Genomic DNA, 24221 nt, shown 5'->3' on the forward strand with positions numbered 1-24221 from the left:
CCGGGGCTGCTCGGATAGCGTGCGTGCGTGGCTCACCTGTTGTTGATCGAGGATGACTCGGCTATCCGTACCCATCTGCTCCGGGCTCTTCGGGAGCGGGGGCACGCGGTGGCGTCGTCGGCTACCGCTATGGAGGGGTTGCAGGCCGCTCTGGCCGAACGGCCTGATCTTGTGGTGCTCGATCTGGGGCTTCCCGATCTCGACGGGCGGGAGATGCTGCGGATGTTGCGGGCCGTGAGCGCCGTGCCCGTGATCGTGGCGACCGCCCGGGATGACGAGGCTGAGATCGTGCGGGTGCTGGATGCCGGGGCGGACGATTATCTGGTGAAGCCGTTCACCGCTGCTCAGCTGGATGCGCGGGTGCGGGCGGTGCTGCGGCGAGGGGCATCCGGGGGTGCTGAGCCGGTCGCGCTGAGCGTGGGCGGGTTGCGGATCGATCAGGGGGCGCGGACGGCGAGCCTGGACGGGCGGTCGCTGGATCTGACGCCGCGGGAGTTCGACCTTCTCCATCATCTGGCGACCAGGGCGGGGCAGGTGGTGAGCAAGCGGGAGCTGCTGAGCGAGGTGTGGCAGGTTCCGTACGGCGGCGCGGACAAGACCGTCGACGTGCACCTGTCATGGCTGCGGCGCAAGCTCGGGGAGACCGCGCAGGAGCCGCGCTATCTGCACACCGTGCGGGGTGTGGGCGTGCGACTGAGTGAGCCGGCGTGAGACGACGGCTGACCCTGCTGGTCGCGGCGACGACGGTGCTGGTGCTGATCGCGTTCCTGGTGCCGCTGGCAGTGCTGGTGCGGCAGGCGGCCGCGGACAGGGCGGTGAGCCAGGCGACCGTCGTGCTGCAGACGATCGTGCCGCTGGTCGGCACCAGCTCGGACGATCAGCTGGCCCTCTCGTTGCAGGGCCAGCCCGTACCCGTCAGCGTTTTCACCCCGTCCGGCGCGGTCCTCGGCGAACCGGCCGGGCAGACCCCCGCGGTGCGCCTCGCAGCATCGAATCTGCTCGCGTTCACGGTCGCGACCGGATCCGGGCGGGAGATCGTCGCACCCGTGGCCATCAGCGGCCGGGGCGTCTACGTGGTCCGGACCGTCGTGCCGGACGCCGACCTGACCCGGGGCGTGGCACGGTCATGGCTGGTGCTGGCCGGCCTGGGACTGACGCTGGTGCTGCTCGGTCTCGCAGTCGCGGACCGGCTCGCCCGCAACCTCGTCGCCCCGATCGCCGACCTCTCCGCGGTTTCGCACCGCCTGGCCCGCGCCGAACTCTCCGCGCGGGCGTCCCCTGCCGGCCCGCCCGAGGTGCGGGAGGTCGCCGGTGCCCTGAACCACCTGGCCGGGCGGATCCAGGACCTGCTGCGCGAGGAACGGGAACAGGTCGCTGACATCTCGCACCGGCTGCGTACCCCCCTCACCGCCCTGCGGCTCGAGGTGGAATCGCTGCGCGACCCCGGCGAGGCGGGGCGGGTGGCGGCCGCGGCGGACAGCATCGAACGTGCCGTCACGCTGGTCATCCAGCAGGCCCGCCGCCGGGGCGGCGAACGAAAATCCTGCGACGCTACGAGTGTGGTCGCCGACCGGGTCGCTTTCTGGACCGTCCTGGCCGAGGACACCGATCGACGTGTACGCCAGGAGCTGCCGGACAGTCCCCTCCTCGTCGCCCTCCCCGCGGAGGAACTGGCCGCCGCGCTCGATGCCCTGCTCGGCAACGTGTTCGCCCACACCCCCGACGGCACCGCCCTCGCGGTAACGCTGCGCCCACACCCTGGCGGCGGCGCGACCCTCACGGTGAGCGACGAGGGACCCGGCTTCCCCCAGCAGTCGCTGCTCCGCGGTGCGTCGGGCAGCGGCTCGACGGGACTCGGCCTGGACATCGCCCGCCGCGCGGCGGAGACCGGCGGCGGCTCTCTGCAGGCGCTCACGGCACCCACCGGAGGAGCCCTCGTACGCATGGACCTGGCCGCCGCAGCCTTAACCGAGCCTTAGGGTTCACACAGCGCGCCCATAGCCTGATCAGCGAGATCGTTCCGGTGTCAGCAACGAGTACGACACCCGGAGGACCACATGATCAAGCTCCGCACCGCTTCCGCCCTCGCCGTAGGCGCAGTCGCCGCCCTCGCCATCGGAGGCGCCGCCCTCGCGTCGGACGGCGCCGACGACAGCAACTCGGTCCCCCTCCTCCCCAACGGCGACGTCATCACCCCCTCACCCACCGTCACTGACGACTCGCCCTCGCCGTCGCCTTCCGTGACCGACGATTCGTCCTCGCCCTCACCGTCCGTTACGAATGACTCCGCCAGCGCGTCACCGTCGGACTCAACGTCGGCGTCGGCGTCGGCCAGTTCTGCTGGGGCGATCAGCATCAATACGGCGAAGGCCATCGCGATCAAGGCCGCCGGCGGCGGCTACGTGGAGAGCGTCGAACGGGAAACCGAACACGGCCGCGCAGTCTGGGACGTCGACGTCATCGTCGGCAACGTCGAACACGACATCGACGTCGACCGGACCACCGGCGCGGTACTACGCCACCGCACCTCCGGCTCCGGCTCCGGCTCCGGCTCCGGCTCCGGCTCCGGCAAGAGCGGATCGGGCAGTGGCAACTCGGGCAAGAGCAGCTCCAGCAGCGACGACAGTGGCCACCACAGCTCCGACGACCGGACCGGCGACGACCACGGCCGCCACGGCTCGGACGACAAAGGCTCGGACGACAAAGGCGGGCACGGGTCGGACGACAAGGGCAGCGACGACAAGGGCGGCCACGGGCACGGCTCCGACGACTGACAACTGGCGGCAAACCGGCTGACGGCAAACCGGCTGACGGCAAACCGGCTGACGGCTGACGGCTGACGGCCGGGTAACAAAGTCGGCTCACGGCAAGCGGGCTGACGGCCGGCGGGGAGCGGGCTGACGGCTGATCAGGTGACGGATGGCGGGTGCGCTCTGGGCGTACTGAGGGAAATTGGGTGTACACAGGAAAAGACGATGCCCGGGCCGACCAGCCCGGGCATCGTCCTCTTTCTTGGGGGAGAAAGCTTGAGGTGTGGACGAGCGTAGGGCAACGGATCGACGTTTATCCATATCGATTGGCCCATATCGAGGACTGTTAAACAACTTTCCGGTTGGCGGGAACAGGTTCGGTAGAATTCAGGGAGGCGGGGTGGTCTGGTGGTCTGGACCACAGGGCAATACTCTGCGGTAACACGGCTGTTACTTCCCCCCACAAGACGCAAAGAGGCGGCGCCGATGGCTCTCGAGGTTCCCTACCGCTCAATCCCGGACATGCTGCTCCGACGGGTCGGGGCGACGCCGGATGCCAGGGCGTTCGCCGTTCCGACCGCGGACGACACCGGCATCACGTGGCTGACGTGGGCGCAGATCGGGGACCGGGCCAAGGCCATCGCCGCGGGGCTCGCCGGGCTCGGGGTCGGCCTTGAGGACCGCGTTTCCATTCTTTCCGGCACCCGCATCGAGTGGGTTCTCGCCGACCTGGGCGTGAACCTCGCCGGTGGGGCGACGACCACGGTCTACCCGACCACGGAGCCCGAGGATGCGGCCTACATCGTTGCCGACTCCGGTTCCAAGGTGCTCATCGCCGAGAACCCGAAGCAGGCGCTCAAGCTCGCCGGCGTCGAGACCTCGCTGACCCACATCGTGGTCATCGACGGGCTCGCCGACGCCTCGGCGCAGCCGCCCCAGCTCACCCTCGCCGAGCTTGAGGAGCGCGGCCGCGCGGCGCTGGCCGGCAATCCCGGGCTGATCGAGGCGATCGCCGAGGGCATCGGCCCCGACAACATCGCCACGCTGATCTACACGTCGGGCACCACCGGGCGGCCCAAGGGTGTGGAGCTGACGCACGGTGGCTGGTGCTGGCAGGGCGTCGCGCAGGCGGGGGTGGGGCTGTTCGAGCCCACGGATCTGCAGTTCCTCTGGCTGCCGCTGTCCCACTCGTTCGGCAAGTCGCTGACCTGCGGCATCATCCACGTCGGCGTCCCGACCTACATCGACGGCCGGGTCGACAAGCTCGTCGACATGCTCGCGGTGGTCAAGCCGACCCTGATGTGCGGCGCCCCGCGCATCTTCGAGAAGGTCTACAACAAGACGGTCACCACGGCGACCGGCGACGGCGGCGTCAAGGCCAAGATCTTCCACTGGGCGGTCGCGACCGGCAAGCGCAAGGTCACCCTGGAGCAGGAGGGCAAGCCGGTCCCGGCCGGCCTCAAGGCGCAGTACGCCGTCGCCGAGAAGCTCGTCTTCTCCAAACTCCAGCAGCGCCTCGGCGGCCGGATGCGCGCCCTGGTCTCCGGCTCCGCCCCGCTGAGCCGCGACATCGCCGAGTTCTTCGCCGCGGCCAACCTCGCCATCATGGAGGGCTACGGACTCACCGAGGCCAGCGCCGCCGACTTCTGCAACCGGCACGGCAAAATCAAGATCGGCTCGGTCGGCCCCGGCCTCGGCGACCTCGAGTGCAAGATCGACACCGACGGCGAGATCCTGCTCCGCGGCAAACCGGTCATGCGCGGCTACCACAACCTGCCCAAGGAAACCGCCGAGGCCTTCACCGAGGACGGCTTCCTGCGCACCGGCGACATCGGCGAACTCGACTCTGACGGCTACCTGCGCGTCACCGACCGCAAGAAGGACCTGGTCAAGACGTCCGGCGGCAAATACATCGCGCCGTCGGCGATCGAGGGCATGTTCAAGGCGGTCTGCCCGTACACCTCGCAGGCGGTCGTGGTCGGCCAGGCCCGCAACTTCGTCACCATGCTGATCAGCCTCGACGAGGAAGCCATCGCCTCCTGGGCCGCCGGCGGCCCCCTCGCCGGCAAGCCCTACGAGGAGATCGTCACCGCCCCCGAGACCGAGAAGATGGTCGCGGCCTACATCGAAGAGCTGAACACCAAGCTCAACCGCTGGGAGACGGTGAAGAAGTTCGCCATCCTCCCCCGCGACCTCAGCATCGAACAGGGCGAGGTCACCCCGTCGATGAAGGTCAAGCGCCGCAGCGTCGAGGCCAACTTCGCCGAGCACATCGAGAAGATGTACGCGGGCTCGCTCGCCCAGCTGTAAACGCCCGCTCCCCGAACGGCCGGCCCATGGTGGCCGGCCGTTCGTCTTTCCCTGCCAGGCAGGCGGCACGGCGCGATGATGAACGTGTGACTCGCGGGCGCCTCATCGGGATCGGGGCCGCTCTCGGCGTACTCATAATGCTTGTGGGTCTGGTGGTGTGGGTGTTGTCCAGGACCGGGGACCAGAGCCTTTGTCCCAGCGTGGTGGTCTCGCACAGCGAGCTACCCACGAGCCCGGTGGTGCCGGCCCTGGTCATGCAGGCTCTGGCGGAAACCACGCTGATGAAGCCGGAGGCGTGCCCGGCCTGATCAGCCCGGCCGACGCCACCTCCGCCGGACCGTCTGGGATCCGCGCCGCGGCCGTCACCGCGTGCGTCGCCTGCAGCACCGCGTCGATCATCACGACGTCGCGGGTGCCGCCCAGGCGTCGGCGACCGGAGCCGTCAGCTTGCGCTGGGAAAGCGCACGGATGATCCGGCGGTTCTCCTATGCCGCTCGAATCTCACCGGGGAAACGACTTCCGGCCGCGGCAACAGCGGCGGCGACGGCGGTTGCGGGGTCGGTGCCGGGCCAGAGGTGGGTGAGCAGGAGCTGGCCCACGCCGGCCTCGGCAGCCTGGTGTCCAGCTTGGACGGCGCTGGTGAGGTACGCCTGCGAATCCGGCGGGACCTCGTCGGCGTAAGTGGCCTCGGCGATCAGAATGTCCGCCTCGCGGGCAAGCCGTACGACGTCGGGAGTCGGGCCGCTGTCCCCGGTGTAGGCGAGCGTCGTGCCGCCCGCGGTGAGCCGGATGCCCGCGTTCGGCACCCAGTGGGGCAGCAGCCGGGTTTCGGCCCGGAACGGTCCGATCTCGAAGTCTGCCGCGACGTCGCGAAGCGAGTACGCGTCGTCGAGCATTCCGGGCCGGTCCAGAGCGAGCACCGCGTCGAGTGCGCCCGGTAGCGAATACACCGGCAGCGGGCGCGCGCCGCGGGTGCCGAGGGAGCGGGCCCGGAGCAGCGGGTTGAGGTCGGCGCAGTGATCGGGGTGGCCGTGGCTGATGAAGACCGCGTCGACGTCCTCGGCGGGGAGAAGTGCGAGCAGCCGGGGCAGCGTCGCGTAGCCGAGGTCGAGCAGCAGACGGAAACCGTCGTGCTCGACCAGGAACCCGCTGCATGCCTTGCCGGCGGTGGGCCAGGCACCGCACGCGCCGAGCGTGGTCAGTCGCATCAGACCGTGACGGCGGGTGTGCGCCAATCGCGGCGTGGTGTGCGGTCGAGGTCGTAGCGGACCGAGGCGATGCGGCGGATCGCTTCGGTGAGGTCGTCGGGGGCGATTGCGTAGGGGAGGCGGACGAAGCGTTCGAGTGTGCCGTCCAGGCCGAAGCGGGGTCCGGGGGCGAGCCGGACGCCGACCTCTTCGGCGGCGCGGGCGAGGGCGCTGGAGATCGGGCCGTCGAGTTCGGCCCACAGCATGACGCCGCCCGAGGGGCGGAAGAACTGCCACTCCGGGAGGTGCTCGCGGACGGCCTCGATCAGGGCGTCGCGGCGGATGGCGAGCTGGGCGCGGCGGGCTGCGACGATGGCGGGGGCGTCGCGCAGGAGGCGGACGGCGACGAGTTGTTCCAGGACCGGGCTGCCCATGTCGACGCCGACGCGCAGGGCGGCGAGGCGTTGCACGAGCGGGGCCGAGGCTCGCACCCAGCCGATCCGGATGCCGCCCCAGTAGGCCTTGCTCATGCCGCCGATCGAGACGACGCGGGAGTGCCGGTCGAAGACGGCGACGGGTGGGGGCATCTCGGTGCCGTCCAGGGGAAGGTCCACGAAGGACTCGTCGACGACCAGTTCGGTGCCCGTCGTGTGGGCCGCCGCGACCAGCCGCTCGCGCAGGTCGGCCGGCATCAGGTGGCCGGTGGGATTCTGGAATTCCGGGATCAGGTACGCAAGCCGGGGCCGGGTCTGGCGGAGCGCCCCCAGCAGCAGGTCGGCGTCCCATCCGGTGCGCGGGTCGAGCCCGTGGGTGCTGATCCGGGCGCGCCGGGCGGCGAGGGCCGCCAGCGCGTTGGGGTAGGTCGGCGACTCGACCAGCACGGGTGCGCCCGCCGGGACCGAGAGGCGCAGGACGAGGTCGAGCGCCTGTTGCGTACCACTCGTGATCAGAACTTGCTCGGGGCTCGTCGGCACGCCGCGCGCGGTGTAGCCCTCGGCGACGGCTTCGCGCAGCTCCCCCAGCCCGGCCGGGTGGTAGCCGGCGCTGCCCAGGAAGCGCGGCAGATCCTCGGCGGCGGCGGCACGGGCGGCGGGCACCAGCTCGACCGGTGCCGCCAGCGCTGCCACACCCAGGTCGATCATGTCGATGCCGAGGTCGTCGACGGGGGTCCAGAGCCCGGAAGTGGCCACCCGGTGGCCGTTGGGCAGGGTGGTCCAGCTTCCGGCGCCGCGCCGGCTGGTCAGATGACCGCTCTCCCGCAGGCTCCGGTAGGCGGCGGTGACGGTGGTGCGGCTCACGCTCAGCGACTCGGCAAGCTCTCTTTCCGCAGGCAGGCGTACGCCCAATGGTAAGCGCCCGTCGCTCAGCAGACCCCGGACGGCGCCCGCCAGCGCGGCGTAGTCGGGGCTGCGGTGCCGGCCGGGCAGCGAGTGCCACTGACCGAGCAGCCGGGCCAATTGGCCTCCCCGGACCGAGGTCGTCACAGCCACCTCCGGCAAATTGGCTCTATCCGAGACCCTGGATTGGCCCTCAGAGTGGCACCTATGAGGGATCTTGGCAACCACGTCCGGCGGGTCACGCAGCTCTTCACGGGCCTGGCTCTCTACGGGATGAGCATGGCCTTCATGGTGGAATCCGGCCTGGGCCTCAACCCGTGGGACGTCTTCCATCAGGGGCTGTCGAAGACCACCGGGCTCAGCTTCGGCTGGGTGGTCCTGCTCACCGGCATCCCCGTGCTGCTGCTCTGGATCCCGCTGCGCCAGCGCCCCGGCTTCGGCACGATCGCCAACCTGGTCGTGATCGGCTTCGTGGCGGACGGCACGCTGGCCGTCCTGAACCCCGGCGAAGGCCTGGCGATGCGGATCACCTACCTCGTGGGCGGCATCCTGCTCAACGGCGCGGCGACCGCGATGTACATCGGTGCCCGGTTCGGGCCCGGCCCCCGCGACGGCCTGATGACCGGAATTGTGAACCGTTTCCCGCGCCTGTCGATCCGCCTCGTGCGGACCAGCATCGAGGTGCTGGTGCTCGCCATCGGCTTCCTGCTCGGGGGCACGGCGGGGTTCGGAACCATCGTCTACGCCCTGGCGATCGGCCCACTGGTGCAGCTCTTCATGCCGCTCTTCGCGATCAAGGAACGGTGCGCGGAGTCCGTACCAGTGTCCTGATCGGACGGTCCTCGCACAATCCCCCCGTCCCACCTCGGGCGAAATGTCCACCCCGCCGGACACAGCTCGGTGATCATCCCGACACAATCGCTTTCGGGTACGCCGCCCAGGCGGCATCATGACGACATGGGGGCTGGCGGCTGGCACTGGAACGACGCATGGATCTTCGTGTCCACCGTCATCGCCGAACGCCTGGAACGGGATCGGGCGCTGCACGCCGCCCTGCCGGTCACCGGCGCGAGCCTGGCGGACGTCCTGGCCGCGGCCGACTTCCTGCACCACAGCATCCCGAGCCGCACCGAGCTCGAGGAAGCACTGCGCCGCCTCGCCGGCGCGGGCCTGCTCACCATCGACGACGACATCGTCGAGGTCGCCCCGGCCGGCGAGCAACTGTGGCGGACCAGGCCGTTCAGCGGCCTGTCGTCGGCGGTGGTCACGCTCCAGACCCAGCTCAACAGGGCCGCCACGCCGGGCGAATCAGAGTGGAACCTGAACGAGACCACCTACAACGCCGCCGTACGCGAATACTCCCACCGCCTCGCCGACGGCCGCTGAACGATCTTCTTATCGAATGCTTAGACAAGCTCTGCCGGTCGTTGAAGAATCGCGGCCGATAGTTGAGGCATGGCCACAACCAAGCCCTGGCGGGCGGACGCGGGCGGACTCTCCGCGCTCACCAGCCTGCTGATCGTGGTGGCGCTGTGGGTGGGCAACCACGGCGTCCAGCAGACCGTCGCGGGCGGGCCGGACTCCCTCACCGCGCTCGGCCGGCTCACCGGTCTGCTCGCCGCCGACCTGCTGCTCCTGCAGGTGCTGCTGATGGCCCGCGTCCCGCTCGTCGAACGGGCCTTCGGGCAGGACAAGCTCGCCCGCTGGCACCGCTGGACGGGCTTCACGTCGTTCCATCTGATGCTCGCCCACATCGTGCTGATCACGCTCGGCTATGCGGGCTCCGAGCACACCGGGATCCTGGGCGAGCTGTGGGACCTGATCGTCACCTATCCCGGCATGCTGCTGGCCCTCGCGGGCACGGCACTGCTGATCATGGTGGTGGTCACGTCGCTGCGCGCGGCCCGGCGACGGTTGCGCTACGAGTCATGGCACCTTCTGCATCTGTACGCGTACCTCGGCGTCGGCCTGGCCCTGCCGCACCAGCTCTGGACCGGCGCCGACTTCCTCAGCTCGCCCGTCGCGACGGCGTACTGGTGGACGCTGTACGCGGTGTCGGCCGGCGCGGTCGTCGTCTGCCGGCTGGGCCTGCCGGCGTGGCGCAACTGGCGGCACCGGCTGGTCGTGGTCCGGGTGGCGGCGGAAGGTCCCGGTCTCACCTCGGTCTACCTGCACGGCCGTGACCTGCCGAAACTCCCCGCCCGCGCGGGTCAGTTCTTTCAGTGGCGCTTCCTCGACGGCCCCGGCTGGAGCCGCTCGCACCCGTACTCGCTGTCGGCCACCCCGCACGGTGACCTGCTCAGGATCACCGTGAAGGACCTCGGCGACGGAAGCGCACGCGTCGCGGCCCTGCGCCCCGGCACCCGGGCGCTGGTCGAAGGCCCTTACGGCACGCTCACCGGCGAGACGTACCACGGCGGTCAGGTCGTTCTGCTGGCCTGCGGCATCGGCATCACCCCGCTGCTGGCACTGCTGGGCGACCTCCCGTACGCGCCGGGTCAGGCCACTCTGCTCTACCGCGCCCGCACCGAGGCCGACCTCGCGTTCCGTAGCGAACTGGACTGGTTCGCCGCGAACCGGGGAGTCCGGGTCGTGCCGCTGCTCGGTCCGCGCGCCGACCGGGTCTCCTGGCTCCCCGCCGCCCTCGCCGACCACGAGGACGGTAAGGCCCTCGCCACGATCGTCCCGGGGCTCACCACCGCCCACGTCTACGTCTGCGGCCCCGACGAATGGACCCACGCGGCCCGCGCCGCCGCCCGCAGCGCCGGGGTGCCCGCCGAGCACCTGCACACCGAACTCTTCGCCTGGTAAGAAAGGAACGCCCGATGCGACGGATAAGCCTGTGGTTGTTCTCGACGGTGGCCGCCCTGGTGCTGCTGTTCAGCTACCGCACCAGCACGGGTGACGCCGCCCCGGCCACCCCGGTCGCCGCCGCGGCCCCCGCAGTTCCCACCACGGAAGCCCCCAACGGTGCTTCCAAGACCTACACCGGTTCGGTCGCGCAGACCCAATGGGGCCCGGTCCAGGTCGCCATCACCGTCGCCAACGGCAAGATCACCGACGTCCAGGTCCCCGTCTACCCCAACGGCAACCACCGCGACGAGGAGATCAACGCCCGCGCCCTCCCCGTCCTCACCCAGGAAACCCTGGCCGCCCAAGGCTCCGGCATCGACACCGTCAGCGGCGCCACCGTCACCACCAACGGCTACCTGGAGTCACTCCAAGCCGCCCTCGACGCCGCCCACCTCACCTGAGCAGTCGCCCTGGCAGCATCTCGCACTAGCGGCTTGCGATCCAGCACCAGCAGAGCTAGCTTCGGTTTTGCTCGACCATCTCTCATCAGGAGAATTCCGATGGTCCTGCTGAACTACTAAAACGGCCTGTGATGCTCGCGCATCACAGGCCGTTTTCGTTTTATCACACCTTCCGATACCCGCTCCCGGTCATGCAGGTGGTCCGGATACCATCCCTACATAAAGCTCCGGTCCGGCCGCCGCGCCTGATTCTGGAAGGCACAATGCGCCGCGAGATCAGCAACCTGGATGACCTGAATAACTGAAGAATCCTGCACTCAGCCGTCCTCCACGATCGCTCGGGTGAGCAACGGCAGACGCCGACGCTCCTCGCTGGCCGCCGGATCCAGATTCCTCGGAGAGCCGTCCGTCACCACGATGCCGACGTCCCCCTCTGCCGCCAGGGAGCTGTCCAGGATTTCGAGGTAGTACCGGTAGGCATCCCGCTTGTTCGCTGTCTCCGCAATCACGGTGCACACCTGGCTTCCAGGCATGCCTCCGATCGTTTGCAGGGCCTTACGAGCCCACTCGCGGCGATACCCCACGACGTTGTTGATGCCTACGATCCAGGCCTCGGCATGGATTTCATAGGACCTACCTTGAGCTGCAGATCGCCGCAGATGGACGACCTGATCTCCCCCGTCCTGAATAATCCTCCCTGTGTCATAACGCACCCGCCCAGCAATCATCGCCGCCCCGGAACCCACCCACCACTGAATCCCAGCTACCCAATTACTCGCCATCTGCTATTCGCATCCCTGTGATCTATCTCAACCCGGCAATGGCACACTCACCCCTTCCGATCATGCCGTTCCCCGAGAAGTATCAAGAAGTGCGATACACGCAGCTGGAAATTTTCACGGCAGTCGAATTGGCCTGGCTACGCGACCCCACCAAGCGCCGAAATTACTCCGCGGCAACCGAAGTGTTCCGGCGCGAACACCGCGTCCGGCGCGCTTTCGGGAAGGCACTGGGCCATACCGCCCGGCTGCGACGTGACTCTCCTGAGGCGCGGACACCGGACGGCAAGGTCATGTGGATCGAGGCGGCACGTGCATTGTTTAGTGCGGCGAACACCACGCAGGCGTGCGCCGGCGCCGCAGATGAGCGTGACCGCAGGCGCGCTGCGGGTGAGCTGTTCGACTGGACCCGTTTTACCAGCCGCTGGCAGGTGAAGCACGCCGCCGTCTGCTGACCCACCCGCACCGGACCTTCTCCAGGCAACACGCCGACGACGCCGCGCATTCACCCAAGACCCTGCTCGAGGACCGGGCCCCTCAGGCGAAGCGACGCCGGCGACCCGCCCCGATGACGCCGCGGCAAAGCCCGCATCGACGCCGTCCCGGCAGCGGCTGAATCCTCGCCGACGGTTATCGGCTGACCCGGTGCATCGGCTGCGTCGATGGAGGACATCCAGGAGGCCCTCGTTTGCCCCGGTCCGCGCGCCCAGCAACCTCACGTCGAGGCGAGCCGCCGGCGCACGGACATGCCGACGCGAGGGGGTGATCTTGAGGCTCATTCAGCAAGGGCCTGGCAATCCACAGTAGAGCCCGGAAGCAGAAGACGGCTTACTCTTCGGTAGGATGGAGTTACCACACAACATCTTACGAAAAGCGAACCGCCGTGCGTCAGCACCAACTCCCGCACCGCGGACTCGAAGAATTCACCATGGCCGCCGATCCATGGCCTCTACCGGGCTGCGGTGATCACCCTGGCATATTTACGACGCAATCGCTTCCAAGCAGAACTCGCCCAAGCATATAGCGTTTCGCAGTCGAAGATCTCTCGTGCCGCTTCCGGGACCACTCCGCTTCTTCACGCGGTACTGTCCGAGTTCGTCCCGACCGCCGACGACCTCGACCGGGCAACCCAATACATCGTTGACGGCACCCTACTGCCCTGCTGTTCATGGGCGGGACATCGCGAGCTGTACTCCGGCAAACACAAAACCACAGGCCTCAGTGTTCGCGTCGCCTGCCGGCTCGACGGCACCCCGGCCTGGATCTCCGACACGATCAACGGAGCACGCCACGACACGTCCGCGTTAAAACATTCCGAAGTACTGGTCACCACGGACCCCAGCCTGCGGATCGGCGACAAGGACGATTATTCAGGACGGGGGAGGTCAGGTCGTCCATCTGCGGCGATCTGCGGCGATCTGCAGCTCAAGGTAGGTCCTGAATAACCCTCGATGCTTGCGATACAGCGCCCTGCGGTACTTCTTCCACTGCTGCAGGCAACCGCGCCATTCCTCGACGGGAATCAAATACCGGTATGAAGACTGAATTCTCTATTGCCTGAGTCATCGGTATAGATAAAATATGCGGTCATCTCGGCCGTGACTCTACTGCTGCCAAAACCTACCCCAAGGGGAGGTTACTCCTTATCAGCGGACCGGGTTGCCGGCCTCGCGGAGGCTGTCCTTGACCTCGCCGATCGTGAGCTCGCCAAAGTGGAAGACGCTCGCCGCGAGCACAGCGTCCGCCCCCGCCGAGACCGCGGGCGCGAAGTGCTCCACCTTCCCCGCGCCGCCGCTGGCGATGACCGGGATGTCGACCACCGCGCGCACGGCGGTGATCAGCTCCAGGTCGAAGCCGGCTTTGGTGCCGTCGGCGTCCATGGAGTTGAGCAGGATCTCCCCCGCGCCCAGCTCGGCCACCTGCCGGGCCCACTCGACGGCGTCCAGCCCGGCACTCTTGCGGCCGCCGTGCGTGGTGACTTCCCAGCCGCTGGCGTGGCCGGGCGAGCGGCGTACGTCGAGCGACAGCACGAGGACCTGGTTGCCGAAGCGGTCGGCGATCTCCGAGATCAGGGCAGGCCGGCTGATGGCCGCGGTGTTCACGCCCACCTTGTCGGCGCCCGCGCGCAGGAGCGTGTCGACGTTCTCCACCGAGCGGACACCACCACCCACGGTCAAGGGAATGAAGACCGATTCGGCCGTACGCCGGACGACGTCGAGCATCGTGCCGCGGTCATCGGATGACGCGGTGACGTCGAGGAAGGTGAGTTCGTCGGCGCCGGCCGCGTCATAAGCGGCCCCCAGCTCGACCGGGTCGCCCGCGTCGCGCAGGTTGAGGAAGTTGACGCCCTTGACGACCCGGCCGGCGTGGACGTCGAGGCAGGGGATCACCCGGACGGCGACCGTCATGACCGCTCCCGCAGCACGGCCAGGGCCTCGGCGACCGTGAAGGCCCCCGCGTAGAGCGCCTTGCCCGCGATGACGCCCTCGACGCCGGCCGATTCGAGGGTGGTCAGGGCGCGCAGGTCATCGAGGGTCGAGACGCCGCCGCTGGCGATGACCGGGGCCGGGGTGTGGGCGCAGACCTCGCGGAGCAGGTCGAGGTTGGGGCCCTTCATGGTGCCGTCCTTGGTGATGTCCGTGACGACGTAGCGGGCCGCCCCGGCCTTGTCGAGGCGTTCGAGAACCTCGTAGAGGTCGCCGCCGTCGCGGGTCCAGCCGCGGGCCGACAGGACCCGGCCGCGAACGTCGAGGCCGATCGCGACGCGGTCGCCGAACTCACCGCAGATGCGGTCGCACCACTCCGGGTCCTCGAGCGCGGCGGTGCCGATGTTGACCCGGGCGGCGCCGGTGGCCAGGGCCGCGCGCAGGGATTCGTCGTCGCGGATGCCGCCGGAGAGCTCGACCTTCACATCGAGGCGGGTGACCACCTCGGCGAGCAGGGCCGCGTTGGAGCCTCGGCCGAACGCGGCGTCGAGGTCGACGAGGTGCACCCACTCCGCGCCGTCGTTCTGCCAGGCCAGGGCGGCTTCGAGCGGGTCGCCGTAGCTGGTCTCGGAACCGGCGGCGCCCTGGACGAGGCGTACCGCCTGGCCGTCCGCGACGTCGACGGCGGGCAGCAGGGAGAGGGTCACGAGGAGACTCCGATCAGCAACGGTTTACCGGCGGCCGAGGACGACGACGACCACGACCGGTAGGACAAGAACGATCAGGGCGATGAGAACGATCCGCAGGGCGATCTCCGGGACCAGGAACCAGATGAGCCCGGCCGCGACCAGCGGGATGACGATGATCCCGGCCCGTTGCGCCCGGCTGCGGCGGTAGAGCCGGCCCGAGCCGCGACGCTGCGGGGTGAGTTTGCGGACCAGCGCGCGGCGGCTCTGGCGGCGGGACACCCGGCGGGCCCGGGCTGCTTTCTCCCGTTCGAGAACGGCGACCCGCTCAGCCCGGCGCCGGGCCCGTTCCTTGCTCACAGTCCCGCTCTCACAGTTTGGCGACCCAGTTACGCAGCAGCGCGTACCCGGCGTCGGCGGATTTCTCCGGGTGGAACTGGGCTGCGGACAACGACCCGTGCTCGACAACGGCCGCGAAAGGCAGGTCGTGGGTCGCGGTGGTCACCTTGGCGCCGGCTTCCGAGAGCAGAGCCAGATCCGACGCGGCGTACGAGTGGACAAAGTAGAACCGCGTATCCGCCGCGGCCCCGTCGAGCAGCACCGAGCCGTCCGCGGGCGTGACGGTGTTCCACCCCATGTGCGGGATGCGCCGCGCGGTCAGCTTGGTGACCGCCCCGGGCAGCAGGCCGATCCCCCGCGTCTCGACGCCGTGCTCGACGCCCGACTCGAAGAGGATCTGCATGCCGACGCAGATGCCGAGCACCGGTTTGCCGGCCGCGACCCGGGCGGCGATGACCGGCGCCGCGCCGAGCTTGTCGATGCCGGCCATGCACGCCGCATAGGCACCGACCCCGGGCACGACCAGGCCGTCCGCCGCCTCAGCCGCGGCCAGGTCGTCGGTCACGGTGACATTCACTCCTGTACGCGCGACAGCGCGCTCGGCCGACCGCAGGTTGCCCGACCCGTAGTCGAGAATCACCACGCCGGTCATGAGTCACCCGGGATCAACCACAACACGCCACCGGCCAGCGAGATCAGGGCGAGGACGGCGACGAGCCCGACGGAGAACTTGGTGGCGTCCTGGCGGACCAGGGTGACGACGCCGCCGACCAGCATGCCGGCGAGCCCGAGGAGCAGGACCGGGACGATGCTCACAGCACGCCCTTCGTCGACGGGAGCGCCCCGGCGTTGCGCGGGTCGATCTCGACGGCCTCACGCAGCGCGCGGGAGAACGCCTTGAACTGTGCCTCGACCACGTGGTGGGCGTCGGGGCGGCCGCCGGGGCGGGCCGCGCGCAGCACGTCGACGTGCAGTGTCACCTTGGCGGCGTGCCCGAACGACTCGAAGATGTGCCGGGTCATGCTGGTCGCGTAGACCGGTCCGATGTACGGCGTGAGCTCCGGCTCGTCGTGCACCACATAGGGCCGTCCGGACAGGTCGACGGCGGCCCGCACGAGAACCTCGTCCATCGGGATGGTCGCGGAGCCGTACCGCCGGATCCCGGCCTTGTCACCGAGCGCCCGCGCGAACGCCTCGCCCAGCGCCAGCGCCGTGTCCTCCATCGTGTGGTGCGCGTCGATCTCCAGGTCGCCCTCGGTGCGCACGGTGAGGTCGAACCCGCCGTGCTTGGCGAGCTGGTTGAGCATGTGGTCGTAGAAGCCGACGCCGGTGGCGAGGTCACCCTTGCCCGTCCCGTCGAGGTCGATCTCGACGAGCACCTTGGTCTCGTTGGTGACGCGCTCGATACGCGCGGTGCGGCTCACGACAGAATCCCCTCGGCTGCTGACAGAAATGCGGTGGTCTCGGCGGGGTCGCCGGCGGTGACGCGCAGCCAGCCGGGCAGCCCCACGTCGCGGATCAGCACCCCGCGGTCGAGGAACGCCTGCCAGGCGGCCTTCTGGTCGGGCCCGGTGGCGAAGAGCACGAAGTTGGCGTCACTGTCGGCCACGGCGGTGCCGCGCTCGCGGAGCGTGGTGACAATGCGATCACGCTGTTCCTTGATCGCGTCGACGGTCGCGAGCAGAGCGTCACGCTGGGCCAGGGCGGCCCGCGCGGCGGCCTGCGTGAGCGACGACAGGTGATACGGCAGGCGTACCAGCTGAACCGCCTCGACCACCGCGGGGTCGGCGGCGAAGTAGCCGAGCCGCCCGCCCGCGAAGCCGAACGCCTTGCTCATCGTGCGGGTGACCACCAGGCGGGGGTGGCCGGGGAGCAGCGCCAGCGCCGTCGGCGTGCCGGGGCGGGCGAACTCGGCGTAGGCCTCGTCGACGATCACCATGCCGGGCGCGGTGTCGAGCACGGCGGTGACGACCTCGGGGTCCAGCGCCGTGCCGGTCGGGTTGTTGGGCGAGCAGAGGAACACCACGTCGGGGCGGTGCTGCTCGATCTCGGCGACGGCGTCGGCCGGGGTGAGCCCGAAGTCGGGGCCGCGCAGCGCACCGATCCAGCGCGAGCCGACACCGGCGGCGAGCAGCGGGTGCATCGAATACGACGGACCGAAACCGAGCGCCGTGCGGCCGGGGCCCGCAAACGCCTGGAGCAGCTGCTGCTGGACCTCGTTGGAGCCGTTGGCCGCCCACACGCCTTCGGCGGTGAGCCCGTGCCCGAGGTAGCCGGCGAGGTCGGTGCGCAGCGCCACGGCGTCCCGGTCGGGGTAGCGGTTGAGGTCACGCAGCTCGGCCTGCACCGCCTTGGCGATGGCGTCCACCACGGCGTCGGGCACCGGATACGAATTCTCGTTGGTGTTGAGCCGCACGGCGACGTCGAGCTGCGGCGCACCGTAGGCCGACTTCCCGCGCAGATCGTCCCGCAGCGGCAGATCGTCGAGCGTCGTCACGCCACACCCCCGGCAAGAAACGGCAGGTCACGGAGGGCGATGGTCACGCCGCACCCCCGGCAAGAAACGGCAGGTCACGGAGGGCGATGGTCACGCCGCACCCCCGGAAGACGGCAGCTCCGTGAAGCGCGCCGTCACGGCCTGGCCGTGCGCGGGCAGGTCCTCGGCGTTGGCCAGCGCGACCACGTGCGGCGCCGACGCGCGCAGGGCAGCCTCGTCGTACTCGATGACGTGGATGCCGCGCAGGAAGGACTGCACCGACAGGCCGGACGAGTGCCGGGCGCAGCCCGCGGTGGGCAGCACGTGGTTGGACCCGGCGGCATAGTCGCCCAGCGAGACCGGGGAATAGGCGCCGACGAAGATGGCGCCGGCGTTGCGGACCCGCATGGCGAGCTCACGGGCACCGCGGGTCTGGATCTCGAGGTGCTCGGCCGCGTAGTCGTCGACGATGGCGAGGCCCTGCTCGAGATCGTCGACCAGGACGATGCCGGACTGCTTGCCGGAGAGCGACTCGCGCACCCGGGACTCGTGCTTGGTCGCGCTGACCTGCACCGCGAGCTGGAGGTCGACCGCGTCGGCCAGCGCCGGGGAGTCGGTGACCAGCACGCTCGCGGCGAGCGGGTCGTGCTCGGCCTGGCTGATCAGGTCGGCGGCGACGTGCACCGGGGAGGCGCTGTCGTCGGCCAGGATCGCGATCTCGGTCGGGCCGGCCTCGGCGTCGATGCCGACCGTGCCCTGCAGCAGCCGTTTCGCCGCCGTCACCCAGATGTTGCCCGGCCCGGTGATCACGTCGACCGGCGCGCAGTGCTCGAAGTCGTCAGCAAGATCAGCACCCGAACGGCCGGCGCTGCCGTAGCCGAGCATCGCGATGGCCTGGGCGCCGCCGACGCCGTAGACCTCGGTGACGCCGAGCAGGGCGCAGGCGCCGAGGATCGTCGGGTCGGGCAGGCCGCCGTTGGACGCCTGCGGCGGGCTCGCCACGACCAGCGACGGGACGCCGGCCTCCTGGGCGGGCACGACATTCATGACCACCGTGGAGGCGAGCACGGCCAGGCCACCGGGGACGTAGAGCCCGACCCGCGACACCGGCACCCACCGCTCGGTGACCGTGCCACCGGGCACGACCTGGGTGGTGACGTCGGTGCGGCGCTGGTCGGCGTGCACCTTGCGGGCCCGCTCGATGGCGACCAGCAGCGCTGCCCGGACATTGGGGTCGAGGGACTTCTCCGCCGCCGTGATGGCCTCGACGGGAACGCGCAGGCGCTCGAGGCGTACCCCGTCGAATTTCTCCGTGGCCTCCCGGATCGCCGCGTAACCATGATCACGCACCGCCTCCACGACGGGCCTGATCTTCTCGACCGCCTGAGCGACGTCGAGCTGGGCGCGGGGCAGCAGACCGCGCGGGTCCCGGCGGGAACCGCGCAGGTCGATCCGGTTCAACACGCCGCCAAGTCTAGGCTGCGGGTCCGACAGCTTCCGGCCCCGGTCCAGGCAGTGGGAACCGCCACTATCCCGGCCAAAAGGCAGGCCGGGTAAAAGATCACCGCCCCGGAGCGCGCGCGGAGGACAATCATGCCGATACGCTCGACCCGTGGGCGCGATTCTCCCGGTTTTCCCGCTGGGCACGGTGCTCTTCCCCGGCCTGGTGCTGCCCTTGCACATCTTCGAGGAGCGGTATCGCACGCTCGTGCGCGACCTGGTCGCCACGACCGACGACGATCCGCACGAGTTCGGCGTGGTCACCATGCGCCAGGGCCTCGAGGTGCCGATCGGCTTCGAGTCCGACAGCGGTGACGGCGACGACGAGCCACCCGACGGGCCCCCGGTCGACGCCGCCCAGCTCTACGACGTCGGTTGCACGGCGGAGCTGCGCCAGGTGACCGAGCTGCCGGACGGGCGCTTCGACATCGTCACCGTGGGGCGGCGGCGGTTCCGGTTGCTGAGCATCGCGGCGGACACCCAGCCCTATCTCACGGCCGAGGTGGAGTGGCTGCCCGACGAGGAGCCCGGCGACCAGATCGCGGGGCTGCTCGCGCCGCGGGTGCTGGCCGCCTTCCGTACCTACCTGGACCTGCTGCGCCCCGACTCGGAGGTGCTCGACCAGGTCCCGGAGGACCCGACCGTGCTGTCGCACCTGATCGCGGCGACGGCCCAGCTCACCACCGACGAGCGGCAGGATCTGCTGGCCGCGCCCGACACCGCCACCCGGCTGCGCGCCGAGCTGCGGCTGCTCAACCGCGAGGCGGGTCTGCTGGCGAGGGTGCGTGCGGTTCCGGTGCCGTTGTCGGATCTTGCCCGTCCGGTGAGCCCGAACTAGCCCCTTCGGCTGCCCGGAACTGCTCTTCCTGCTGCGCGGCCGCGGCCTGGTGATCCAGGTCGTGGCCGTAACCGGGCTTCGCGCCGGGCAGGTCGAGGTCGGGGTCGTTGGACCAGCCGGCCAGCAGCGTCGTCACGATCACCGCCGCGAACGCCGTGACCAGCAACGCCCCGTGCGCGTGCAGGTCCGGCGGCTCGCCGTAGTGGTCGCCCGCGGCTGACGCCTGCTGCCAGTCGTTCCAGGCGCCGCGCCCGATCAGCCGGCCGACCTGCCACATCGTCAGCGACGACACGAGCCCGCCGAGGACCACGCCGATCAGGATCGCCGGCCCACGGTCGCGGCGCAGCACCAGCCAGGCCGCGATCGACGCGACCAGGCCGAAGACGAAGCTGATGATCGTGAACCAGCCGTCGGCGGCAATGTACTCCTCCGGCGACGGGTCGTTGACCACGATGCCGTTGCTACCCGCGTTGACCACCGGCACCGTGGGCGCCAGCCAGGACCAGAGCAGGCCGAGCAGCGCGCCGAGCGCTGCCATGGCCACGACGATCAACACCGTGACCAGCACCGTACGCCGCCACGGCCGCTTCACCCGGGCAGGCTCCTCCGGCAGCGTCTCCGCGACGGGCTCTTCCACGATCGGCGGCGGCCCGTAGAGATAGACGGGTTCCGGCTCCTGGTGGTTCGGATTCACGCCCCGATCCTGCCAGGTCGTCCTGTGCCTTCGCTGCGGACCTGTTCCACGGGTGCGCCGGCCATCAGAGCACCGCCGACGGGCCGAGGATCATCTTCAGGTCGGCACGGAGCGCGGGCGTCGGCGCGACCTTGAAACCACCGAGCCGCATGACCGTCTTGCGGCTGCCGTTGAGCAGGTGGACGTGCACCTCGGCGTCGCCGGGATGGCTCACCAGGATCTCCTTGAGCTCGGAGACCAGCGGCGGCGTGCACCGGGTGATCGGCATGGTCAGCGTGACCGGCTTGGTGTCCGGGTTGTGGGTGACGTCCGGCATCGACATGTCCATCGCCATGATCCGCGGGGTGTCGTCGCGGCGGTCGATACGACCCTTCACCACGACGATCGCGTCCTCGGCGATGTACTGCCCGATGACCTCGTAGGTGTTCGGGAAGAACAGCGCCTCCACCCCACCGGCGAGGTCCTCCAGGGTCGCGGACGCCCATGCCCGGCCCTGCTTGGTGATCCGCCGCTGCACCCCGGTGAGGATGCCCGCGAGCGTGACGACCTGCCCGTCCGGGACCGAGCCCTCCTCGTTGAGCGCCGCGATCGTGGTGTCCGCGGCCTGGTGGAGCATCTGCTCCAGCCCGGCGAGAGGGTGGTCGGAGACGTAGAGGCCGAGCATCTCGCGCTCGAAGGCGAGCTTGTCGCGCTTGTCCCACTCGCTGTCGCCGATGGTCGGCATCGCCACGGTCGCCGCGCTGGTGGTGTCGTCGCCCAGCGAGCCGAACAGGTCGAACTGACCCGCGGCCTCCTTGCGCTTCACGTCCGCGAACGCGTCGATGGCCTCGGCGTGCACCGCGAGCAGGGCCTTACGGGTGTGACCCAGCGAGTCGAACGCCCCGGCCTTGATCAGCGATTCGATGGTCCGCTTGTTGCAGACCACGGCGTCGACCTTGGAGAGGAAGTCGTAGAAGTCCCTGTACTCGGTTTTCTCCACCCGGCAGCGGGCGATGGACTCCACGACGTTCGCGCCGACGTTGCGCACCGCGCCGAGACCGAAGCGGATGTCGGTGCCGACCGGGGTGAACGGGCCCGAGGACTGGTTGACGTCGGGCGGCAGAACCTGGATGCCCATGCGCCGGCACTCGGCCAGATACATCGCCATCTTGTCCTTGTCGTCGCCGACGGACGTCAGCAGCCCACCCATGTACTCGGCGGGGTAGTGCGCCTTGAGGTACGCGGTCCAGTACGACACCAGGCCGTACGCGGCGGAGTGTGCCTTGTTGAACGCGTAGCCGGCGAACGGGACCAGGACGTCCCACACCGCCTGGGTCGCCTCGTCGGAGTAGCCGTTGGCGCGGCAGCCGTCCCGGAACGGGATGAACTCCTTGTCGAGGATCTCCTTCTTCTTCTTACCCATGGCCCGGCGCAGCAGGTCGGCCTGGCCCAGCGAGTAGCCCGCGAGGATCTGCGCGGCACGCTGCACCTGCTCCTGATAGACGATCAGGCCGTACGTCGGGGCGAGGATCTCCTCGAGGGGTTTCTCGAGCTCCGGGTGGATCGGGCTGATCTCCTGGAGACCGTTCTTGCGCAGCGCGTAGTTGGTGTGCGAGTCGACGCCCATCGGACCCGGCCGGTACAGCGCCAGGACCGCAGAGATGTCCTCGAAGTTGTCAGGCTTCATCAGGCGCAGCAGCGAGCGCATCGGGCCACCGTCGAGCTGGAACACGCCCAGGGTGTCGCCACGGGCCAACAGGTCGTACGCCTTCTGATCGCTCAGCGGCAGCCCGAGCAGATCCAGGTCGAGGCCGTGGTTGAGCTTGATGTTCTTGACCGCGTCATCGATGATCGTCAGGTTTCGCAGGCCCAGGAAGTCCATCTTGAGCAGGCCCAGGCCCTCGCAGGTCGGGTAGTCGAACTGCGTGATGATCGCCCCGTCGGCGTCGCGGCGCGAGAGCGGGATGTGATCGATGATCGGCTCGGCGCTCATGATGACGCCGGCCGCGTGCACACCCGTCTGGCGGATCAGGCCCTCGATGCCGCGCGCGGTGTCGATGACCTTCTTGACGTCGGGGTTCTGCTCGTAGAGGGTCCGGACCTCGCCGGCCTCGCCGTAGCGCTTGTCGTCCTTGTTGAAGATGCCGCCGAGCGTGATGCCCTTGCCCATGACGTCCGGGGGCATGGCCTTGGTGATCTGGTCGCCCACGGCGTAGGGGAAGCCGAGGACCCGGGCCGAGTCCTTGATCGCGGCCTTCGCCTTGATCGTGCCGAACGTCGCGATCTGCGCGACCTTGTCCTCACCCCACCGGTCGGTGACGTAGCGGATGACCTCGCCGCGCCGGCGCTCGTCGAAGTCGATGTCGACGTCGGGCATCGAGATGCGCTCGGGGTTGAGGAACCGCTCGAAGATCAGGCCGTGCGGCAGAGGATCAAGGTCGGTGATGCCCATGGCGTACGCGATGAGCGAACCCGCCGCCGAACCGCGACCCGGTCCCACCGCGATGCCGTTGCGCTTCGACCACTGGATGAAGTCGGCGACCACGAGGAAGTACGACGGGAACCCCATCGAGACGATGATCCCGAGCTCGTACTCGGCCTGCTTGATGTGCAGCTCCGGGATGCCGTCCGGGTAGCGCCGGTGCAGCCCCTCGTAGGCCACGTGGCGGAAATACTCCTCTTCGGAGTAACCGTCCGGGATGGGGAACCGGGGCATCAGGTTCTTGAACGTGAACATGCCCTCGATGTCGACCCGCTCCGCCACCAGCAGCGTGTTGCGGCAACCCTCGAGCCACGCGTCCGACGAGTCGACCGAGCGCATCTGGTCGGCGGACTTCACGAAGTAACCGGCGCCGTCGAAGCGGAACCGGTTGGGGTCGGCGACGTTGCTGCCGGTCTGCACACAGAGCAGCACGTCGTGCGCCGCGGCCTGGGCCTCGTGGGTGTAGTGCGAGTCGTTGGTCACCAGCGGCGGGATGTCGAGCATCTTGCCGATCTTGAGCAGGTCGTCGCGGACCCGCTTCTCGATCGACAGGCCGTGGTCCATGATCTCGAGGAAGTAGTTCTCCTTGCCGAGAGCTTCCTGGTATTTCGCGGCCGACGCGAGCGCCTCGTCGAACTGGCCCAGCCGCAGCCGGGTCTGCACGGCGCCGGACGGACAGCCGGTCGTGCCCATGATGCCCTCGGCGTGCTCCGCGATGATGTCGAAGTCCATCCGCGGGTACTTGCCGAGCTGGCCCTCGATCGACGCCCGCGAGTTGAGCCGGAACAGGTTCTTGAGACCCACCGCGTTGCGCGCCCACATGGTCATGTGGGTGTAGGCACCGCTACCGGAGACGTCGTCGCTCTTCTGCTCCGGCCGGCCCCACTTGACGCGCTTCTTGTGCAGCCGCGACTCGGGCGCCAGATAGGCCTCGACCCCGATCACCGGGGTCACCCCGGCGTCCTTGGCCTGCTGGTAGAAGTCGAACGCACCGTGCATGTTGCCGTGGTCGGTGATCGCCGCGGCGGGCATGCCGAGTCGTTTCGCTTCGGCCAGCACCTCCTTGATCCTGGCGGCTCCGTCGAGCATCGAATACTCGGTGTGCACGTGCAGGTGCACGAACGAGTCAGACACCCAGGGCCCCCCTTACTCCCGCGGCTAAACCAACTTCGGCAGCCTAGTCC

The 24221-nt window shown here is 69.4% G+C and carries 25 protein-coding genes; 12 read left to right on the top strand and 13 right to left on the bottom strand.

Translation table 11 applies throughout. The features are described 5' to 3' along the window. Nucleotides 1-27: 27 nt before the first annotated feature. From Ahu01nite_RS02215 to Ahu01nite_RS02235, 5 genes are all read left to right on the top strand, one after another. A complete protein-coding gene (locus Ahu01nite_RS02215) occupies nucleotides 28-711 on the top strand; it encodes a response regulator transcription factor (RefSeq protein ID WP_203834652.1) in 684 nt (227 codons plus the stop codon). Further along, on the top strand, nucleotides 708-1979 hold the full coding sequence (locus tag Ahu01nite_RS02220; protein ID WP_203834653.1) for a sensor histidine kinase: 1272 nt from the start codon (nucleotides 708-710) through the stop codon (nucleotides 1977-1979). The genes Ahu01nite_RS02215 and Ahu01nite_RS02220 overlap by 4 nt, the downstream gene beginning before the upstream one ends. A gap of 78 nt (nucleotides 1980-2057) precedes the next feature. Next, complete coding sequence (locus tag Ahu01nite_RS02225) at nucleotides 2058-2774, top strand: PepSY domain-containing protein (RefSeq protein WP_203834654.1); 717 nt, start codon at nucleotides 2058-2060, stop codon at nucleotides 2772-2774. 462 nt (nucleotides 2775-3236) lie between these two features. Further along, nucleotides 3237-5060, top strand: coding sequence for an AMP-dependent synthetase/ligase (locus Ahu01nite_RS02230; protein WP_203834655.1), 1824 nt, complete (start codon nucleotides 3237-3239; stop codon nucleotides 5058-5060). An 86-nt stretch (nucleotides 5061-5146) separates the two neighbouring features. After that, complete coding sequence (locus tag Ahu01nite_RS02235) at nucleotides 5147-5368, top strand: hypothetical protein (protein WP_203834656.1); 222 nt, start codon at nucleotides 5147-5149, stop codon at nucleotides 5366-5368. 177 nt (nucleotides 5369-5545) lie between these two features. Here Ahu01nite_RS02235 and Ahu01nite_RS02240 read toward each other — a convergent pair whose 3' ends face one another. Together Ahu01nite_RS02240 and yczR are read right to left on the bottom strand one after the other, a co-directional pair. Continuing rightward, nucleotides 5546-6268 carry an MBL fold metallo-hydrolase gene (locus Ahu01nite_RS02240; protein WP_203834657.1) on the bottom strand — a complete coding sequence of 241 codons (723 nt, stop codon included), beginning with the start codon at nucleotides 6266-6268 and terminating at the stop codon, nucleotides 5546-5548. Then, on the bottom strand, nucleotides 6268-7731 hold the full coding sequence (yczR, locus tag Ahu01nite_RS02245; protein WP_203834700.1) for a MocR-like transcription factor YczR: 1464 nt from the start codon (nucleotides 7729-7731) through the stop codon (nucleotides 6268-6270). Before yczR ends, Ahu01nite_RS02240 begins: the two co-directional genes overlap by 1 nt. A gap of 60 nt (nucleotides 7732-7791) precedes the next feature. Here yczR and yczE point away from each other — a divergent pair, with 60 nt between their 5' ends. The 4 genes from yczE to Ahu01nite_RS02265 all read left to right on the top strand — a co-directional run bounded on the left by yczE (nucleotide 7792) and on the right by Ahu01nite_RS02265 (nucleotide 10838). Continuing rightward, nucleotides 7792-8415 carry a membrane protein YczE gene (gene yczE / locus Ahu01nite_RS02250; protein ID WP_203834658.1) on the top strand — a complete coding sequence of 208 codons (624 nt, stop codon included), beginning with the start codon at nucleotides 7792-7794 and terminating at the stop codon, nucleotides 8413-8415. 126 nt (nucleotides 8416-8541) lie between these two features. Continuing rightward, nucleotides 8542-8970 (top strand): hypothetical protein, encoded by a 429-nt coding sequence (locus Ahu01nite_RS02255; protein WP_203834659.1) that lies wholly within the window; start codon nucleotides 8542-8544, stop codon nucleotides 8968-8970. Nucleotides 8971-9039: 69 nt separating this feature from the next. Further along, nucleotides 9040-10395 (top strand): ferredoxin reductase family protein, encoded by a 1356-nt coding sequence (locus Ahu01nite_RS02260; protein ID WP_203834660.1) that lies wholly within the window; start codon nucleotides 9040-9042, stop codon nucleotides 10393-10395. A gap of 14 nt (nucleotides 10396-10409) precedes the next feature. Continuing rightward, on the top strand, nucleotides 10410-10838 hold the full coding sequence (locus Ahu01nite_RS02265; protein WP_203834661.1) for an FMN-binding protein: 429 nt from the start codon (nucleotides 10410-10412) through the stop codon (nucleotides 10836-10838). Nucleotides 10839-11155: 317 nt separating this feature from the next. Here Ahu01nite_RS02265 and Ahu01nite_RS02270 read toward each other — a convergent pair whose 3' ends face one another. Then, the gene (locus Ahu01nite_RS02270) at nucleotides 11156-11347 is read right to left on the bottom strand and encodes a hypothetical protein (protein WP_203834662.1); all 192 of its coding nucleotides are present in this window, start codon (nucleotides 11345-11347) and stop codon (nucleotides 11156-11158) included. A gap of 290 nt (nucleotides 11348-11637) precedes the next feature. On the opposite strand from Ahu01nite_RS02270, the gene Ahu01nite_RS02275 reads away from it, so the two are divergent. Both Ahu01nite_RS02275 and Ahu01nite_RS02280 read left to right on the top strand, forming a co-directional pair. Continuing rightward, nucleotides 11638-12072 carry a hypothetical protein gene (locus Ahu01nite_RS02275; protein ID WP_203834663.1) on the top strand — a complete coding sequence of 145 codons (435 nt, stop codon included), beginning with the start codon at nucleotides 11638-11640 and terminating at the stop codon, nucleotides 12070-12072. Between the two features lie 507 nt (nucleotides 12073-12579). Then, nucleotides 12580-13062: a transposase family protein gene (locus tag Ahu01nite_RS02280; protein WP_203834664.1), complete on the top strand. Its 483-nt coding sequence runs from the start codon at nucleotides 12580-12582 to the stop codon at nucleotides 13060-13062. Between the two features lie 201 nt (nucleotides 13063-13263). On the opposite strand, the gene hisF is transcribed toward Ahu01nite_RS02280, so the two are convergent. The 8 genes from hisF to hisD form a co-directional block, all read right to left on the bottom strand. Next, nucleotides 13264-14025 (bottom strand): imidazole glycerol phosphate synthase subunit HisF, encoded by a 762-nt coding sequence (hisF, locus tag Ahu01nite_RS02285; protein ID WP_203834665.1) that lies wholly within the window; start codon nucleotides 14023-14025, stop codon nucleotides 13264-13266. Next, complete coding sequence (priA, locus tag Ahu01nite_RS02290) at nucleotides 14022-14750, bottom strand: bifunctional 1-(5-phosphoribosyl)-5-((5-phosphoribosylamino)methylideneamino)imidazole-4-carboxamide isomerase/phosphoribosylanthranilate isomerase PriA (protein WP_203834666.1); 729 nt, start codon at nucleotides 14748-14750, stop codon at nucleotides 14022-14024. The genes hisF and priA overlap by 4 nt, the downstream gene beginning before the upstream one ends. Before the next feature lie 24 nt (nucleotides 14751-14774). Next, complete coding sequence (locus Ahu01nite_RS02295) at nucleotides 14775-15089, bottom strand: hypothetical protein (RefSeq protein WP_203834667.1); 315 nt, start codon at nucleotides 15087-15089, stop codon at nucleotides 14775-14777. A gap of 10 nt (nucleotides 15090-15099) precedes the next feature. Continuing rightward, nucleotides 15100-15720 (bottom strand): imidazole glycerol phosphate synthase subunit HisH, encoded by a 621-nt coding sequence (gene hisH, locus Ahu01nite_RS02300; RefSeq protein ID WP_203834668.1) that lies wholly within the window; start codon nucleotides 15718-15720, stop codon nucleotides 15100-15102. Then, nucleotides 15717-15884: a CG2302 family histidine operon protein gene (locus tag Ahu01nite_RS02305; protein WP_203834669.1), complete on the bottom strand. Its 168-nt coding sequence runs from the start codon at nucleotides 15882-15884 to the stop codon at nucleotides 15717-15719. Before Ahu01nite_RS02305 ends, hisH begins: the two co-directional genes overlap by 4 nt. Further along, nucleotides 15881-16492 carry an imidazoleglycerol-phosphate dehydratase HisB gene (hisB, locus tag Ahu01nite_RS02310; RefSeq protein WP_203834670.1) on the bottom strand — a complete coding sequence of 204 codons (612 nt, stop codon included), beginning with the start codon at nucleotides 16490-16492 and terminating at the stop codon, nucleotides 15881-15883. Before hisB ends, Ahu01nite_RS02305 begins: the two co-directional genes overlap by 4 nt. Next, a complete protein-coding gene (locus Ahu01nite_RS02315) occupies nucleotides 16489-17565 on the bottom strand; it encodes a histidinol-phosphate transaminase (protein ID WP_203834671.1) in 1077 nt (358 codons plus the stop codon). The genes hisB and Ahu01nite_RS02315 overlap by 4 nt, the downstream gene beginning before the upstream one ends. A gap of 90 nt (nucleotides 17566-17655) precedes the next feature. Beyond that, nucleotides 17656-19008, bottom strand: a complete 1353-nt coding sequence (gene hisD, locus Ahu01nite_RS02320) for a histidinol dehydrogenase (RefSeq protein ID WP_203834672.1) — start codon at nucleotides 19006-19008, stop codon at nucleotides 17656-17658. A 148-nt stretch (nucleotides 19009-19156) separates the two neighbouring features. Between hisD and Ahu01nite_RS02325 the strand changes: the two genes are divergently transcribed. Continuing rightward, entirely contained in the window at nucleotides 19157-19882 is a 726-nt protein-coding gene (locus tag Ahu01nite_RS02325) for an LON peptidase substrate-binding domain-containing protein (protein ID WP_203834673.1), read from the top strand. Here Ahu01nite_RS02325 and Ahu01nite_RS02330 read toward each other — a convergent pair. Then, nucleotides 19797-20576, bottom strand: a complete 780-nt coding sequence (locus Ahu01nite_RS02330; RefSeq protein WP_239158564.1) for a DUF2567 domain-containing protein — start codon at nucleotides 20574-20576, stop codon at nucleotides 19797-19799. The genes Ahu01nite_RS02325 and Ahu01nite_RS02330 overlap by 86 nt on opposite strands. 64 nt (nucleotides 20577-20640) lie before the next feature. Beyond that, complete coding sequence (gene dnaE / locus Ahu01nite_RS02335; protein ID WP_203834674.1) at nucleotides 20641-24171, bottom strand: DNA polymerase III subunit alpha; 3531 nt, start codon at nucleotides 24169-24171, stop codon at nucleotides 20641-20643. Nucleotides 24172-24221: the final 50 nt, after the last annotated feature.

It is taken from the genome of Winogradskya humida (genome assembly GCF_016862215.1).
In the GTDB taxonomy this organism is placed as follows: domain Bacteria; phylum Actinomycetota; class Actinomycetes; order Mycobacteriales; family Micromonosporaceae; genus Actinoplanes; species Actinoplanes humidus.

Excerpts from the sequence above, each read along its gene's own strand:
- Ahu01nite_RS02225 (WP_203834654.1), top strand. The coding sequence starts at position 2,058 with ATGATCAAGCTCCGCACCGCTTCCGCCCTCGCCGTAGGCGCAGTCGCC.
- Ahu01nite_RS02230 (WP_203834655.1), top strand. The coding sequence starts at position 3,237 with ATGGCTCTCGAGGTTCCCTACCGCTCAATCCCGGACATGCTGCTCCGA.
- Ahu01nite_RS02240 (WP_203834657.1), bottom strand. The coding sequence starts at position 6,268 with ATGCGACTGACCACGCTCGGCGCGTGCGGTGCCTGGCCCACCGCCGGC.
- yczE (WP_203834658.1), top strand. The coding sequence starts at position 7,792 with ATGAGGGATCTTGGCAACCACGTCCGGCGGGTCACGCAGCTCTTCACG.
- Ahu01nite_RS02255 (WP_203834659.1), top strand. The coding sequence starts at position 8,542 with ATGGGGGCTGGCGGCTGGCACTGGAACGACGCATGGATCTTCGTGTCC.
- Ahu01nite_RS02260 (WP_203834660.1), top strand. The coding sequence starts at position 9,040 with ATGGCCACAACCAAGCCCTGGCGGGCGGACGCGGGCGGACTCTCCGCG.
- Ahu01nite_RS02265 (WP_203834661.1), top strand. The coding sequence starts at position 10,410 with ATGCGACGGATAAGCCTGTGGTTGTTCTCGACGGTGGCCGCCCTGGTG.
- hisF (WP_203834665.1), bottom strand. The coding sequence starts at position 14,025 with ATGACGGTCGCCGTCCGGGTGATCCCCTGCCTCGACGTCCACGCCGGC.
- hisH (WP_203834668.1), bottom strand. The coding sequence starts at position 15,720 with ATGACCGGCGTGGTGATTCTCGACTACGGGTCGGGCAACCTGCGGTCG.